At 68.7% G+C, this 13,430-nt stretch carries 12 protein-coding genes and 1 tRNA gene; 4 read left to right on the top strand and 9 right to left on the bottom strand.

The features are described from left to right. Positions 1 to 79: 79 nt before the first annotated feature. Both ACYVLP_RS07605 and ACYVLP_RS07600 read right to left on the bottom strand, forming a co-directional pair. Positions 80 to 430 carry a cupin domain-containing protein gene (locus tag ACYVLP_RS07605; RefSeq protein ID WP_460626737.1) on the bottom strand — a complete coding sequence of 117 codons (351 nt, stop codon included), beginning with the start codon at positions 428 to 430 and terminating at the stop codon, positions 80 to 82. Positions 431 to 625: 195 nt separating this feature from the next. After that, positions 626 to 1,546, bottom strand: coding sequence for an SDR family NAD(P)-dependent oxidoreductase (locus ACYVLP_RS07600; RefSeq protein WP_460626736.1), 921 nt, complete (start codon positions 1,544 to 1,546; stop codon positions 626 to 628). A gap of 102 nt (positions 1,547 to 1,648) precedes the next feature. On the opposite strand from ACYVLP_RS07600, the gene ACYVLP_RS07595 reads away from it, so the two are divergent. Next, complete coding sequence (locus ACYVLP_RS07595; protein WP_460626735.1) at positions 1,649 to 2,491, top strand: helix-turn-helix transcriptional regulator; 843 nt, start codon at positions 1,649 to 1,651, stop codon at positions 2,489 to 2,491. 91 nt (positions 2,492 to 2,582) lie between these two features. On the opposite strand, the gene ACYVLP_RS07590 is transcribed toward ACYVLP_RS07595, so the two are convergent. The 3 genes from ACYVLP_RS07590 to ACYVLP_RS07580 form a co-directional block, all read right to left on the bottom strand. Beyond that, a complete protein-coding gene (locus tag ACYVLP_RS07590; protein ID WP_460626734.1) occupies positions 2,583 to 3,860 on the bottom strand; it encodes a sugar ABC transporter permease in 1,278 nt (425 codons plus the stop codon). Continuing rightward, positions 3,857 to 4,708, bottom strand: coding sequence for an ATP-binding cassette domain-containing protein (locus tag ACYVLP_RS07585; protein WP_460626733.1), 852 nt, complete (start codon positions 4,706 to 4,708; stop codon positions 3,857 to 3,859). The genes ACYVLP_RS07590 and ACYVLP_RS07585 overlap by 4 nt, the downstream gene beginning before the upstream one ends. A 158-nt stretch (positions 4,709 to 4,866) precedes the next feature. Continuing rightward, entirely contained in the window at positions 4,867 to 5,976 is a 1,110-nt protein-coding gene (locus ACYVLP_RS07580; protein WP_460626732.1) for a sugar ABC transporter substrate-binding protein, read from the bottom strand. A gap of 346 nt (positions 5,977 to 6,322) precedes the next feature. On the opposite strand from ACYVLP_RS07580, the gene ACYVLP_RS07575 reads away from it, so the two are divergent. Then, positions 6,323 to 6,874, top strand: coding sequence for a type 2 periplasmic-binding domain-containing protein (locus tag ACYVLP_RS07575; RefSeq protein WP_460626731.1), 552 nt, complete (start codon positions 6,323 to 6,325; stop codon positions 6,872 to 6,874). Positions 6,875 to 7,718: 844 nt separating this feature from the next. After that, positions 7,719 to 8,336 (top strand): hypothetical protein, encoded by a 618-nt coding sequence (locus ACYVLP_RS07570; RefSeq protein ID WP_460626730.1) that lies wholly within the window; start codon positions 7,719 to 7,721, stop codon positions 8,334 to 8,336. 247 nt (positions 8,337 to 8,583) lie between these two features. On the opposite strand, the gene ACYVLP_RS07565 is transcribed toward ACYVLP_RS07570, so the two are convergent. Continuing rightward, positions 8,584 to 8,673, bottom strand: a tRNA-Ser gene (locus ACYVLP_RS07565). An 11-nt stretch (positions 8,674 to 8,684) separates the two neighbouring features. Next, positions 8,685 to 9,203: a nucleoside deaminase gene (locus ACYVLP_RS07560; RefSeq protein ID WP_460626729.1), complete on the bottom strand. Its 519-nt coding sequence runs from the start codon at positions 9,201 to 9,203 to the stop codon at positions 8,685 to 8,687. 17 nt (positions 9,204 to 9,220) lie between these two features. Here ACYVLP_RS07560 and upp point away from each other — a divergent pair, with 17 nt between their 5' ends. Further along, positions 9,221 to 9,859 carry a uracil phosphoribosyltransferase gene (gene upp, locus ACYVLP_RS07555; RefSeq protein WP_460626728.1) on the top strand — a complete coding sequence of 213 codons (639 nt, stop codon included), beginning with the start codon at positions 9,221 to 9,223 and terminating at the stop codon, positions 9,857 to 9,859. Between the two features lie 150 nt (positions 9,860 to 10,009). Here the strand turns inward: upp and ACYVLP_RS07550 are convergent, their stop codons facing one another. Continuing rightward, positions 10,010 to 10,213, bottom strand: coding sequence for a hypothetical protein (locus tag ACYVLP_RS07550; RefSeq protein ID WP_452269811.1), 204 nt, complete (start codon positions 10,211 to 10,213; stop codon positions 10,010 to 10,012). A 176-nt stretch (positions 10,214 to 10,389) separates the two neighbouring features. Further along, positions 10,390 to 13,233: a helix-turn-helix transcriptional regulator gene (locus ACYVLP_RS07545; protein WP_460626727.1), complete on the bottom strand. Its 2,844-nt coding sequence runs from the start codon at positions 13,231 to 13,233 to the stop codon at positions 10,390 to 10,392. Positions 13,234 to 13,430: the final 197 nt, after the last annotated feature.

Here is a 13,430-nt window from a genome sequence, read left to right as displayed (position 1 = left end):
TGTCAGGGGGCCGACAGTCACCTGCGACCGACCGAGCCTCATTCCACCGAACCGTGTGGGCGCACGTGCGGCGTCGGCTTCATCGGGGGCCGAGGACCGGGTCTCCGGAGTCGACCGGTATGGCCCTGGCCGCGACGGGCTCCTTGAGCTCGACGAAGACGACATGTGTGGTGGACGTGCCGATGTTCTCGCCCGCGTGCTCCTGGGCGTCGAGCCAGCGGACCTGGTGCTCGGGCATCTCGACATCGACGTCGCGATCGCCGCTCCGAAGCCTTCGGGAGAAGGAGCTGAGGGTGATCATGACGGAGTCGGGGTGACTGTGGGGTGTCGTCGCATCGCCTGGATGGTCGAGGTACTCGAGGACGCGGACGCGGTCGTTCTCGAACACAACCTTGTACAGGTCGGGGTTCGACACTGCGGGATCGGACACCTGCTATCTCCTTGGGTTCGGTCACGATGCCGGTCGGCAGAGCGCCGCCGGACTTCGACGGCCGGATGGGCACCTGGGCCGGGGGAATCACCGGGCACCCAGCCGATAGGGGACGGCTGGGCGCACACCATCATGCCGGGCCCGAACGACCCTGTCACGCAAACAATCCCGCACGAGTCACTGTGGGACTGACCGCTATGCCCGGCCGGCTCCGTCGAGCAGTTCAGCGGTTGCCTCCCACAGACGCGCCTCGCGGTCGCGGTCGTGGGCCACCGGTTTCACCTCAGCGACCTTGCCGCGAACGACGAAGGCACCGTCATGCAGATGTGCCCAGCGGTCGTCGAGTGCAATCGAGGCCAGCACCGGTCCCGACTTCTCCGGGGTGGCCACGCCAGGCACGCGGGCCAGGCCACGTCCAAGCGCCTGGACGGCCTCGGGAGCTCCTCTGCCCAAGGCCGTGCCGGGCATCCATCCGGGTTCGTACACCGACACTGCAGCGCTCCGGCCGACCCGCCGCTGAAGCTCGTGCGCGTAGTAGAGGATCGCCAGCTTGGCGTTGGAGTAGGCCACGCCCGCCGCCTTCACGCCTGGGTTGTCCTCTCCCAGAGCTGGTTTCGCCAGCGCGATCGGGTCGCGCCACTCGGCGGCCGGCACGTGCAGCAGCCGCCGCCAGACGTTGGCGTGATAGGTGTTCGAGCCGACCATCACGATGCGGGCCCGGTCGGCCAGCGAGTCGAGGAGGTCACCGATCAGCTGCGCATGGGCCAGGTAGTTGACGGCGAAGGTCAGCTCGTAGCCGTCGACTGACGACAGCCGAGTGTCGGCTGACATGGCGCCGGCGTTGGCGACGAGCGCGCTCAGCCGACCCACGTGCCCGTCCTCGATGAGGTTGCGCACCGTGCTTGCCGCGTCGCGGACGTCGGAAAGCCGGGCGAAGTCGCACCCGATCTCGTGGACGTTGACCCCGTGTCCCCGTGCCTGCTCGGCTGTCTCGTCCAGTGCGGTTCCACCGCGCCCCAGCAACAGCAGGTCGCGGGCCCTCGGATTCTGGGCGAGCGCGAGGGCCGTGGCCCGGCCGAGGCCGCGAGTGGGACCGGTGATCAGGACTGTCGTCATAGGACTGAGCATGCTGGCGCGCTCCAGCCCCAGGCAGTCGTCCTGTTGTCATAGGACTGACAGGACCATCCTGATGACGCGCAGTGCGGGCAGACTGGCCTCGTGGAGACCTGGGAGTTCGGCCGTGCGCTGCGTCGCTGGCGTGACCGGGTGACCCCGGAGAGCGTCGGTATGCCGGTCGGCCGGCGCCGTCGAGCCGCCGGGTTACGCCGTGAGGAGCTCGCCCAGCTGGCCGGCATCTCGGCCGACTATCTCACCCGGCTCGAGCAGGGCCGGGCAACGGCTCCCTCCGCCCAAGTCGTGGAGTCCCTCGCCCGGGCGCTGCGTCTGCCTGACGGCGACCGCGCCCTGATGTACGAGCTCGCCGGCCTGACCGTGCCCGGGCTCGACATCCTCCCCTCGCGTGTGCCGGCGAGCGTGCAGCGCATGCTCGACCGCCTCGCCCACACCCCCGTCGTCGTCTACGACGCCAGCTGGACCCTCGTCCTGGCCAATGCCGCATATGACGCCCTGATGGGTGACACGACCGGCTGGCGCGGCCTCGAGCGCAACGCCATCTGGCGTCACCTCAACGGCCGCCGCAACCGTGTCGTGCACACACCGGACGAGTACGCGCAGCACGTCGCCCTGCTCGTCGCCGACCTGCGGCGGGCGGCCGCCCGGTACCCCGCCGATGGGGGGCTGCGGCGGTTGATCGACGACTTGGGCGACGCCCCGGGCTTCACCCCGCTGTGGGAGTCGGCTGCCCCGCCGGCGCCCGCAGAGATGTCGCGGCGCAAGGTTGTCGATCATCCGGCCGTTGGCCGGATCACGCTCGACTGCGACACGCTCATCGTCGCCATGGACGACCTGCGGGTGACCGTCTACACCGCCGAGCCCGGCACCGAAGACGCCGAGCGGCTGGCGCTCGCGCTCGTTCTGGGCACACAAGCACTCGTCGACTGACGCGTCCACTACGAGCGCTACGGAATGAAGCCGCCCGGACCACGCTCTACGACAGCTCCCCCGACTGGGCCCTCCTCGGCCCCAGTAGCCCCTAAGCTCGGCCGCTCGCCGCGGCCCGACGACGACTCAGGGCGTCCACGCTGGCCGCGACGAGCAGGACCAGTCCGGTCACCATGAAAACCCGGCCCGAGGGCTGGTTGAGCAGCGACATGCCGTTGTCGATGACGGCGACCACTAGGCCACCGATGATCGCGTTGACCGGTTTGCCCTTGCCCCCGAACAGGCTGCAGCCACCGATAACGGCCGCGCCAACGGCGTACAGCAGGGTCGAGGAGCCACCCGTCGTCGGCGACACCGAGTTGTCCCGGCTGGCCAGGAGCACGCCGGCGACGGCCGCCAGTGTCGAACAGATGACGAAGCAGGACAGCTTCACCGTCTGGACACCGATGCCGGCCCGCCGGGCCGCCTCGGTGTTACCGCCGACGGCGTACACGTGCCGGCCCCACGACAGGCGTCCCAGCGCGACGCTCGTGATGATCAGCAGCGCGAGCAGGACGACCACCACGATCGGAACGCCCTTGAGTGAGGTCACGATGATGTTCTTGCTGCGCTCCCTGCTCAGGTACCAGGTCGCGAGGCCGAGAAGGAAGGCCAGCGCCCCGATCTTGAAGGCCCAGACCGAGAGGGCGTCACCGGTGAGCCCGGCCCGGCGGCGGGCGACCGACCGCCGGTAGGTCAACCCTGCATAGACGATCATCCCGACGACGTACAAGGTCCAACCCAGCCAGATGGGGAGGTTACTGTTCATGATCGCGAGGATCGTGTCGTCGCGGAACGGGATCGTGCCGCCCTCGCCGATCAGCACGAGCAGCAGGCCCTGGAGCCCAAGGAACGCGGCGAGCGTGACCACGAACGACGGAATGCCCAGGTATGCCACGAGCAGGCCGATGCAGCTGCCGATGACGACACCGGTCAGCAGGCACGCGGCGAGGGCCAACGGCCAGGGCCAGCCGTGATTGGTCATGAATATGCCCATGACGGCCGCCGACGTCCCGGCCGCATAACCGGCCGACAGGTCGATCTCGCCGAGCAGCAGCACGAAGACCAGGCCCATGGCGATGACGATCACCGCGGCGCTCTGGTTGATCAGGTTGGCGACGTTGAACGCGGTCGGAAAGGTCGATGGGCGCAGCGCCGTGAAGACAAGGATCAGCACGATCAGGCCCGCGACGGCGGGCAGCGCGCCGACATCGCCACCGCGCACCTTCTGTATGTAGGCGCGGGCCGCCTCGCCGATCGTCTCAGGCCCGGCGGTGCTGGCGAAGCCGGACTGCGATTCTGCCGACTGGGGCTCGGTGACGGTGCTCATGCCGACACGTCCCCCGTCTCGCTCACGCCTTCCTCGATCACGTCCGCCATTGGATGCTTCAGCCCTAGGTCGCCGGAACGCCCGGCCGTGATCAGTTCGACCACCTGGCTGTTGGTTACAGTCTTGGCCTCTACTTGAGCGACCATCTGACCCAGGTAGAGCACCGCGATGTCATCCGCGACCTGGAACACGTCGGTCAGGTTGTGGCTGATGAGCACCACGCCCAGCCCGCGGTCGGCGAGCCGCCGAACCAACAGGAGGACCTGCTCGGTCTGGGCCACACCGAGCGCCGCGGTCGGCTCGTCCAGGATCACGATCCGCGAGTTCCACAGGACGGCGCGGGCGATCGCGACCGTCTGGCGCTGGCCACCGGAGAGGCTGGCCACGAGGGTGCGCACCGACTTCAGGGTGCGCACAGACAGGCCGGAGAGCGTCTCCTTGGCCCTGGCCTCCATCGTGTCCTCGTCCAACAGGCCGCTCTTCTTCAGCTCGCGGCCGAGGTACATGTTCTGCACCACGTCCAGGTTGTCGCACAGCGCGAGGTCCTGGTAGACGACCTCGATGCCGAGGGCGTTGCTGTCCTTCGGGCTGTGCACCGTGACGGGCTTGCCCTCGAAGGTGTACTCGCCGGCGTCGAAGGTGTGGATGCCGGCGATGCCCTTGATCAGGGTGCTCTTGCCGGCCCCGTTGTCACCGACCAATGCGGTGACCCGCCCTGGGCGGACGTCGATATCGACGCCACGCAACACATCCACCGCGCCGAAACTCTTGTTGACCGCGCGAAGTGAGAGCAGGGGCGCTGTGGGGTCCGCCACCGGGACGGACTCCGCTGCTGTGATCGTCGTCATCGAGGCCTCCACGTTGAGCCGGGGTTGTCTGGCCAAGCGGGTCTGCTAGCAGCCCGAACATACCCCCGGATGTCTGGCCCGCGCGGTATGGCGCGTAAAAGCGTGCGGCAGATGCTCGAGGGCCGGCCCCACGGCACGAGCCGGCCCTCTCGCGTCTGTCAGGAAACGCCGTACTTGGTGCAGGCGGCCGCAAACTCACTCGTGCAGATGTCCGAGGCCTTCTGGAAGCCGTCGGAGACAACCTTCTTGACGGTGTCCTGGTAGATCGCCTCTGGCGTGGCAAGGGCCGACGGGACATCCTTGCCCGTTACGGTGTCCTTGACCGTCGACGTCGCCAGTGCATCCGCCGCGGCCTTGTTGCCAGTGGCCAGTGCGATCGCCAGCTTCGACGCCGCGTCGGCCTCGAGGTTGGTGTTCTTGTAGACCGTCATGCACTGGGTGCCGGCGAGAATACGCTGCAAACCCTCGACGCTGGCGTCCTGTCCGGTGACCGGCACCTTGCCGGCGAGGCCGTTGCGCTTGAGGCTGGCGACAATGCCGCCGGCCATTGTGTCATTGGCCGAGATGACACCCTGGATCTTGTTGCCGAACTGGGTGTACAGACCGTCGAAGGCCTTTCCTGCCTTGGTGGCGTCCCAGAAGCCGGACACGTCCGAGGACAGGATCTTGACCTTGCCGTCCTGCTTCAGCTGAGTGTCGTAGCCCTGCTTGAACAGTGCAGCGTTGTTGTCAGTCGGGTCGCCGTTGATGTACACGACGCCCGCGCCCTGGGCCTTGTCACCGAGGCACTGTTGGAGACCGGTGCCCATCAGCGCGCCGACCTTCACGTTGTCGAACGACACGTAGTACGACGCGCCGCCGCCGAGCGTGAGCCGGTCGTAGTCGATGCTCGGAATACCGGCCGAGGCGGCCTTCTTCAGGCAGGCGCCGCCGGACTCGGAGTCGAGGTTAACAATCATCAGCACCGAGACGCCTTCGTTGATCATGGCGTCGCAGATCGTGCCGAACTTCGACTTGTCACCACCGGCGTTCTGGATGTCGGACTTGAGACCCGCTGCCGTGAACGCCTTCTCAAGACTGGGCCGGTCGTTGGCTTCCCAGCGTGGCGAGGTTGTTGCGTCCGGCAGGATCACGCCGACCGTCTTGGCCGCCGAACCTCCGGAGGCCGTGCCCCCGGCGGACCCACCTCCGCCCGAGTCGCTGCCGCAGGCAGCACTCCCGAGCACCAAGGCGGCTGCAGCCGCTACCGGCAGCACCCGCCGCTTCATGCCAGTACTCATCGGTCGTCCCTTCCCAGTGGGTGGCCGTCGTGTGAGGACGATCACGCATTACGTTGTGCTGAAAAACATTATGCCGAGAGCCTCGAAGCGCAACGGGCCGATGGTGTGGATTTCGGTGCATCCAGTAACGATCGCGTAACGCTGGCCGACCACGCGATGCAAGTCCAGACCCGTGACCCAGCCCAGATCGTGACCTCCCAGGCCAAGGCCGGAGGTATGTAGTCATACGGGACAAAACTGCGGGTGAAGGTGCCTGTGCCGTGCGCGACGGAGCGCAGGTCGACCGGGTAGCGGGCGACGTGCACCAGTTTGCCGCCGCTCCGCACCTGGACTCGTGGGCCCGCTTGAGCCCGAAGCGCACCACGAGTCCGACGCCCACGTCCATCGCGGCCCGATCACCAAGCAGAGCTTCCGGCTGGTCCGCTGGGCCGCGGTCGAATCCGTCCAGCGGGTCGGCCCGCACACCGAGGTCGGCGAACTGGGCGAGAGGTTCGCCGCGGCCACAACATCGGTACCGCCGCGGCCGCCCGCCGCCAGGTCCAGCACGCCTACTGCGCACTGCGGGTCGGGCACGTCCGCGCCCGGAACCCGGGCGCTGCTCGACTTCCTCGGCGTACCCCGCCACACCGACATCATCGCCGGGTTCGGCCTGGCTTCGTTCCCTCTCAAAGGAACTCGCCCAATCACGCCTGTGCACGAGCGGCTGGCGCTACACATCGGCGAGGCGGCCGGCATAGGCCTGCTTGAGCCGCCCATCCCCCGCCTGCAGCCCAGCACGGAGATCGTGATCTGGACGTCACGCACTGACAAGGACCCAGGTCACGCGTGGCTCCGCCGGCTTCTCGAACTAGCTGACCTGCAGCGTGTCGACCATCCGCTGTCGTAGCGCTGGCGTCAGTGCGAGCGACGCCATAGCGCCTGCGAACCTCGCATACTGTGCGCGACCACATTTGACAAATTCTAGGTCGCTCATGAGGGGCACCACGTAACCCGTCGGCTGGTGATGGTGTTGTAACCACATCGACTGCTGGAGCAGGTGGGCGTAATCAGGTAAACGCCCCCCTATTGGCCAACGAGTAGTGCGATGGAACCAGGACATCGGGCGCCCTTCCGCCGCAGCAGCAGGCCTACATCTTGCGCCGAAAATGCATTCCAACCGTCGACCGCGGAAGGGTGTGCTTGAAAGACCCGGCGCAGTTGTTGGTCGTCCCGCGCCTGTCAAACAGAACGGTTCGACCGTGGGTCGCCAGCTCGGTGGCCCGCCTCACTACGCGCCTTCTGATACGAACGCGAACCCATCCGGTCCCAGTACCTGAGCTCTATACCGCGCTTCTGGCCGCTCCTCGCTGATGGGCCGGCCTAGACGGTATGACGTGACCGGCTCAGTGTGAGCTGGTTGCGGGCCGTTGGTTAGCGCTACTCATCCTGCCGCCGAGGACCTGCCCGGCCTCAACTCAGGACCATGTCATCAACCTCATGAGCCGCAACACCTGGTCGATGGGACCGATGCCGGGCCTACCGATCTCGCCGGCACTCAACGAGCGCCAACCGTAACCGTGCTTGGCATAATGCGAATCATGGACGAGGGGGGTCAACGGGGCCGACGCCGGCTGGGGGCGCTCCCCCTGGCTGCGCTGGTTGTTGCTCCACTCCTTGCGCTCGTTGGGTGCACCGCGGGCACCTCGATCCCACAACCGTCCGACCCCACCCAAAGCTCGGTGGGCCCGTCGATGACCGTGATTCCGGAAGCGGTCGAGTGCGTCCAGGCTCGAGACCTCGGTACGGGCGCGGGAGCCGACATGCCGGTGAAGGACCTGTTGGAGCGGGGTGTCACGCGCACCATCGACATCAACGAGGAGCTCGTTCCCGGCCGGGATGCGGGCGATGGCCGGTGCGCCGGGAGGTCTCCGGCGTTCGAGGACCTCGATTGTGGCCTACGCGGTCCGTGGGCCCACACGGGCTGGGGAGACCTGCTGATTGTCTCGGGAGCCCAGCGGGTACGCCACGTCAAGATCGTCACCGAGGAGAGTGACCCAGCCCGTCCGGACTCCGCCTCGCGGGTCCTGACCTACGCCGAGATCGAGCTGCCTGCGCACGACCCCAAGCGGATGGGGCAGTTCGCGCAGGCGGCCTTCGAGCACTGCGCGGGAGGCACGGTCCAGCGCGTTCACGGGGTGCCGGCGGTCGTCGGGTTCGTGCCGTCGGAGTCTGCCCCGTCGGGTGTGGCGGCTGCCGTCGCGTTCTTGACCCCGGAGCGTGTCGACTGGGTCGTCCTGGACGGACAGCGGCCATGGACGAATGCGGAACGGGACCGCGCACTCGCGGCGGTCGCTGCCCACCTCTCCTGACCTTGGCTCAGGCCTGCACCGTGTTGGCGAGCATCGTGCGGAACGCGATGTCGGGCAGCCTGCGTTTGAGCAGGCGCATGGCCTCGTTCGAGGTCTTTCCCCCGGCGTTTCCGCAGGTCAGCGGTGGTGGCGGTGGGACGCCGTCGGCCTCCGCTTCGCTCCGGCCTCCTCCCAAATCCCGCGCAACATCACCCGCCAGAAATGACAGAAGCGCCCCACTCGCAAGCTCGGGGGCGCCTCAGTCATTTGGCGGTGGCGGTGGGATTTGAACCCACGGTGGAGTTACCCCCACACACGCTTTCGAGGCGTGCTCCTTAGGCCGCTCGGACACGCCACCGAGAGGAGACCTTACCCGAGCCGGCGTCCCTCGAAGAAATCGACCAGCAGGGCCGCCGACTCCTCGGCGCGCACTCCTCCGACGACGTCGACATTGTGAGTCGCGAGGGGGTCGCGGGTCAGGTCCCACACGGATCCGCACGCTCCGGCCTTGGGGTCCCAGGCGCCGAAGACGAGCCGTTCGAGGCGGGCCGCCATGGCTGCGCCGGCGCACATGACACACGGTTCGAGCGACACGACGAGAGTGCACCCGTCGAGTCGCCACGTGCCCGCAGCCGAGGCGGCCTGGCGCAGCGCGACGATCTCGGCGTGACCGGTGGGGTCGCCGAGCTCCTCGCGCACGTTGCGGCCACGGCCGAGCACCTCGCCGTCGCCGGACACGACGAGCGCGCCGACGGGCACGTCCTCGGAGCCGACCGCTGCGGCGGCGAGCGCGAGCGACTCGCCGACCCAGGCGGCATACGTCTCCGCAGTCGGCGCCGCGACGGCCGCGGACGCTGGGGCTGAGGGGGTCTCGGATTGCTTGGCCACGCGCTAAGTTTCCACCCATGGACGTCCACGTCGCAGACCACCCGCTCATCGCCCACAAGCTGACCTATCTGCGCGACAAGAGGACGGACAGCCCGACCTTCCGCCGGCTGGCGGAGGAGCTGATGACCCTGCTGGCCTACGAGGCGACGCGCGACGTCCGGGTCGAGCCGTTCGAGATCGAGACCCCGGTGGCACCGACGACCGGCATCAAGCTGTCCAACCCGAAGCCCCTCGTCGTGCCGATCCTGCGCGCCGGCCTCGGGATGCTCGAGGGGATGGTGCGCCTCCTGCCCAGCGCCGAGGTCGGGTTCCTCGGCATGCAGCGCAACGAGGAGACGCTCGAGGCGCTCACCTACGCCAACCGTCTCCCCGACGACCTCACCGGTCGGCAGGTGTTCGTCCTCGACCCGATGCTGGCGACCGGCGGCTCGATGTCCGACGCGATCAGGTACCTCGTCGACCGCGGCGCCGACGACATCACCGCGGTCTGCCTGTTGGCGGCGCCAGAGGGCATCGCACACCTCCAGGAGTCGCTCGCGGACACCGACATCCCTGTCAAGGTCGTCCTCGGGACCATCGACGAGAGGCTCAACGAGAAGGGCTACATCGTCCCGGGTCTTGGCGACGCGGGCGACCGCCTCTACGGCGTGGTCTGACCCCCCTCACCCGATCCGGGTGACTCAACCGGCCGCCGCGCTGGGGCCCCCGGGCGCACCGGGCCAGTCGGCATACGCAGCCGTATGCCGCCCGCCCCCGTATGTCGCCAGCCACCGTCGTGTGGGCACACTCCTGCCCCGGGGGCCGGGTCAGTCGGGTAGTCGGCGCAGCTCTTCCAGGGTGAGGCCCAGGGTCTGGAAGCGCTGCAGCAGTCCGTGCAGGTGGGGTCCGTCGAGGACACTGCCGTAGAGGACGGTCCCCTTGGTGTCGGTGACCGTGGACTCCTCCAGCTCGGGGAAGGCGTCTCGCATGGCATCGGTCAGTCGTTCGGCGAGGATGAACTCGTAACGCACGTGAGTAGCTCCTCTTGTTTCCCGGGGGCGCTCTCGTCGCGGTCGACCGCGACGAGGGACCGCTCATTGGTAGCCATCGTGCAGCGCCGCGGGGCGCGTCGCTTCACCCTTGGAAGGTGTAACTGCTCCCGAAAATGCAGCGCTCGGAGGATGCACCGACGAGCAGCCCGGAAGGGTCAGAGGAAGCCGTAGCGCCGGCCCGCCGAGACGGCGTCACGACGGGATGCGACGCCCATCTTGTGGAACAGCGAGCGCAGCTGGGTCTTGACCGTGTTGGGGCTGACAGCGCGCGCCTCGGCGATCTCGGCCACGGTCATCAGCGACGGGAGGTCCCAGAGCAGGGACAGCTCGCGCGGGGTGAGCAGCGGCACCGATCCGTCGGCCCGGGCATGGTCTCCCTCGGCCGCGCCGGGGGCCGCCGGGACCTCGACATGGGTCAGGACCTCATCGACGAACGCCTCATATCGGCCGAACCTGCCCCGCCCGTTGTTGAGGCTCTCGACGTTCTCCGGCGCGACCTGCAGCATGCGGCGGACCGCACGGCGGGGACCGGCGATCTCCAGCGCGGACAGCAGGGCATCGTGTGAGACGGTCTGCTGTCCGTTGCGCGCAGCGAGGGCGGACTCCAGCAGCCACGCAGTGAGCAGGCTCGTGACGAGCAGCGGCTCGGTGGTCCCGCGCAGGACCGGCACGAGCAGCCCCCGGGCCTCGGCGTCATGGCCGAGCCGCGTCAGGTGCTGGGCGCGCAGGACGGCGACGTCACCGTCGAGATCGGGGATCTGGGCGCCGATGTCGATGGCGCGCTGGGCGATGTCGATCTGCCCGGTGGCCACGGCCATCCGGTGGTGCTCGGTCAGCTCCGAGCCGACCAGGACCGGGTTGAACCCCCAGCCGGAGAGCTCGTCGATGGCCTCGACCCGATCCTGCAGCAGCCTCCGTCGCGCCGCCGGGTCGTCGCGCAGCTCCGCGAAGTCGAGGTACGCCGAGATCGCCCGGACACTGCGACGGAGGTCCTCGCTCACGTCGACCGGCCGGCGGTCGAGCCCCAGGCCGGCGTGCCGGTCCGGCCCCGCGATGATCGCGGCGGCAGCGTCGCAGAGCCACCGGGACCGCCGGTAGTCCAGTCCCTCCAGCGCCGAGGCGGACGCCAGGATGAGCGCGGGCAGCAGGCTCGGCAGTGACAGCCAGCCATACGTCGTGGCCGCCTCGAGAGCCACCTCGGCCCACTTGCGCATCTCGGCCAGGTCCCCGCGCGCGCCGGCGGCGCCCGCGAGCTGGGAGAGGCACGTCGTCTCGGTGTACGTGTAACCGAGGCGGCTGGCGGTGCGCATCGCCTCGCGCAGCGCGGCCTCCCCCGCGTCGTACTGGCCGATCGCGAGGAGCAGCTTGCCGACGTGGGCGAGCTCGAGCAGCCCGACCTCGTCGAGCACCGCTCCGGGCACGTGGGCCGGGCCCGTCCACGCCGCGACCAGCGCGACGATGTCGGCCATCTCTTCCGTTGGCGCAGAATGGAATCCGTGCTCCGCCACCCACGCAGGCAGAGCCTTCGTGTCGCCGTCGGCAGCTGCCGTCGTGAACGCGGCGAACCACCCCACCGTGTCGGCGGCGATCTCGGCGGCTCCGGCCACAGCCTGGCGAGTCGCCAGCCGCGCGACCCGACGCAGCCGGTCCGCAGGCAGCCGCGACGGCTCGGCCTCGCGCTCGCTGCCGGTCGCGACGCCGTCCATGAGCGAGATCGCGGCGGAGAGGTCACCCAGCTCGAGGCACGACAGTGCCCACAAGCAGTGGTATGCCGTCTCGTCCGTGACCTCGGAGGGCGCCGCTGCGAGCAGCCGGCGAAGCGTGGCTGCGCCGCCACTGAGCAGGAGCCCGACCGAAAGCCGGTCGAGGGCGAGCCGGCAGGTGGGCGCGTCGCCGGAGGCGACAGCGTGGTCCAGCGCCTTCATCGGGCCGTCGTGCTGGAGGTACCACTGGGCGAGCTCGACGTGCAGCTTGGCCTTCCGGTTGGCACCGGACCCCTCGACGCGGGCACGCAGATAGCCGCGAAGGAGTGCGTGGTACCGGTAGCTGTAGCCGTCGGCGCCGTGCCGGGCGGTGACCAGGCTGTTGCGTCCCGCCAGCTGTCGCAGCAGCTCACCCGCGTCGTCGCGCCCGGACAGCTTCGTGGCGAGGTCCGCCGTGAGCACATCAGGCAGGCAGGTGAGGAACATGAATTCCTGGATGTCCGCGTCGAGCCCCGAGAGGAGCTCGTTGACAAGGTAGCCGGCCACCGCGGCGTCGTCGGACTCGAACGACCGAAGGAACTCGTCCACATCCCGCCCGGTCCGCAGTGCGATGGCGGCGAGGCCGGCGCCCGCGGCCCAGCCTTCGGTCAGGTGGTGAAGGCGGCTCAGCTGGGGCCCGGTCAGCACGAGGCCCTGAGCCGACAGCATCTCCTCGAGCTCCTCGCGGCTCAGGCGCAGCTCGTCGTCGCGAACATCGCGGACGCGGCCCTCGAGCCGCAGCCGGGACAGGTGCAGGAACGGGTCGGACCGTGACCCGAGGACAACGTTGAGGGTCGGCGGCGCCCACTGGAGCAGCAGGTCGAGCACGCCCAGCGCCTGCGCGTCGGTCACCTCGTGCACGTCGTCCAGGAAGATCCACAAGGGCGTCTCGAGCTGTGCGAGCCGGTCGACGAGGTCGCCGGTCGCGCCGCTGTCAGGCAGCCGTGGCGCGACGAGGTCCTCGACGATCGGGGACGCCTCGGAGTCGTGGGCGTTGAGGGCATGCTGGATCGCCGTGAGGAGCGCGTCCCACAGGGCATGCGCGTCGTTGTCGTCACCACTCAGTGAGACCCACCCGACGAGTGCGCCGTGGTCGAGCACGTCGTGGGCCCAGCGAGCAAGCAGCGTCGACTTGCCCGCTCCGACCGAGCCTGTCACGACGACGATGGAGCCTGCATCGCGCTCCACAGCCGACTCGAGTGGGAGCAACGGACCCACCCGTTCTCGGTCGATCATCCAGTCCGCCAGGACAGGCATCCTGAACCTGGGAGCGTGGCGTGCCGCCCGCGTCCCCGTACCGCGTTCGCTCGTCTTCTGCACCGGTGCACTGCTTCCCGATTGAGGGGATCGGAATCAAATGACCGCCACGCCCACCTCCCCGTGTTGGGTGGACGGCTTCACATTAGCCCGCGCGGCTATCTCAAGCGCCTCATGTCCATTTTGTCAGAAACTTC

It is taken from the genome of Intrasporangium mesophilum, from assembly GCF_054783095.1.
This window is presented reverse-complemented; position numbering and strand designations above follow the sequence as displayed.

Coding starts and splice junctions, on each gene's coding strand:
- ACYVLP_RS07600 (WP_460626736.1), bottom strand. CDS start 1,546: ATGACGACAGTCCTGATCACCGGTCCCACTCGCGGCCTCGGCCGGGCC.
- ACYVLP_RS07590 (WP_460626734.1), bottom strand. CDS start 3,860: ATGAGCACCGTCACCGAGCCCCAGTCGGCAGAATCGCAGTCCGGCTTC.
- ACYVLP_RS07585 (WP_460626733.1), bottom strand. CDS start 4,708: ATGACGACGATCACAGCAGCGGAGTCCGTCCCGGTGGCGGACCCCACA.
- ACYVLP_RS07580 (WP_460626732.1), bottom strand. CDS start 5,976: ATGAAGCGGCGGGTGCTGCCGGTAGCGGCTGCAGCCGCCTTGGTGCTC.
- ACYVLP_RS07570 (WP_460626730.1), top strand. CDS start 7,719: ATGACCGTGATTCCGGAAGCGGTCGAGTGCGTCCAGGCTCGAGACCTC.
- upp (WP_460626728.1), top strand. CDS start 9,221: ATGGACGTCCACGTCGCAGACCACCCGCTCATCGCCCACAAGCTGACC.
- ACYVLP_RS07545 (WP_460626727.1), bottom strand. CDS start 13,233: ATGCCTGTCCTGGCGGACTGGATGATCGACCGAGAACGGGTGGGTCCG.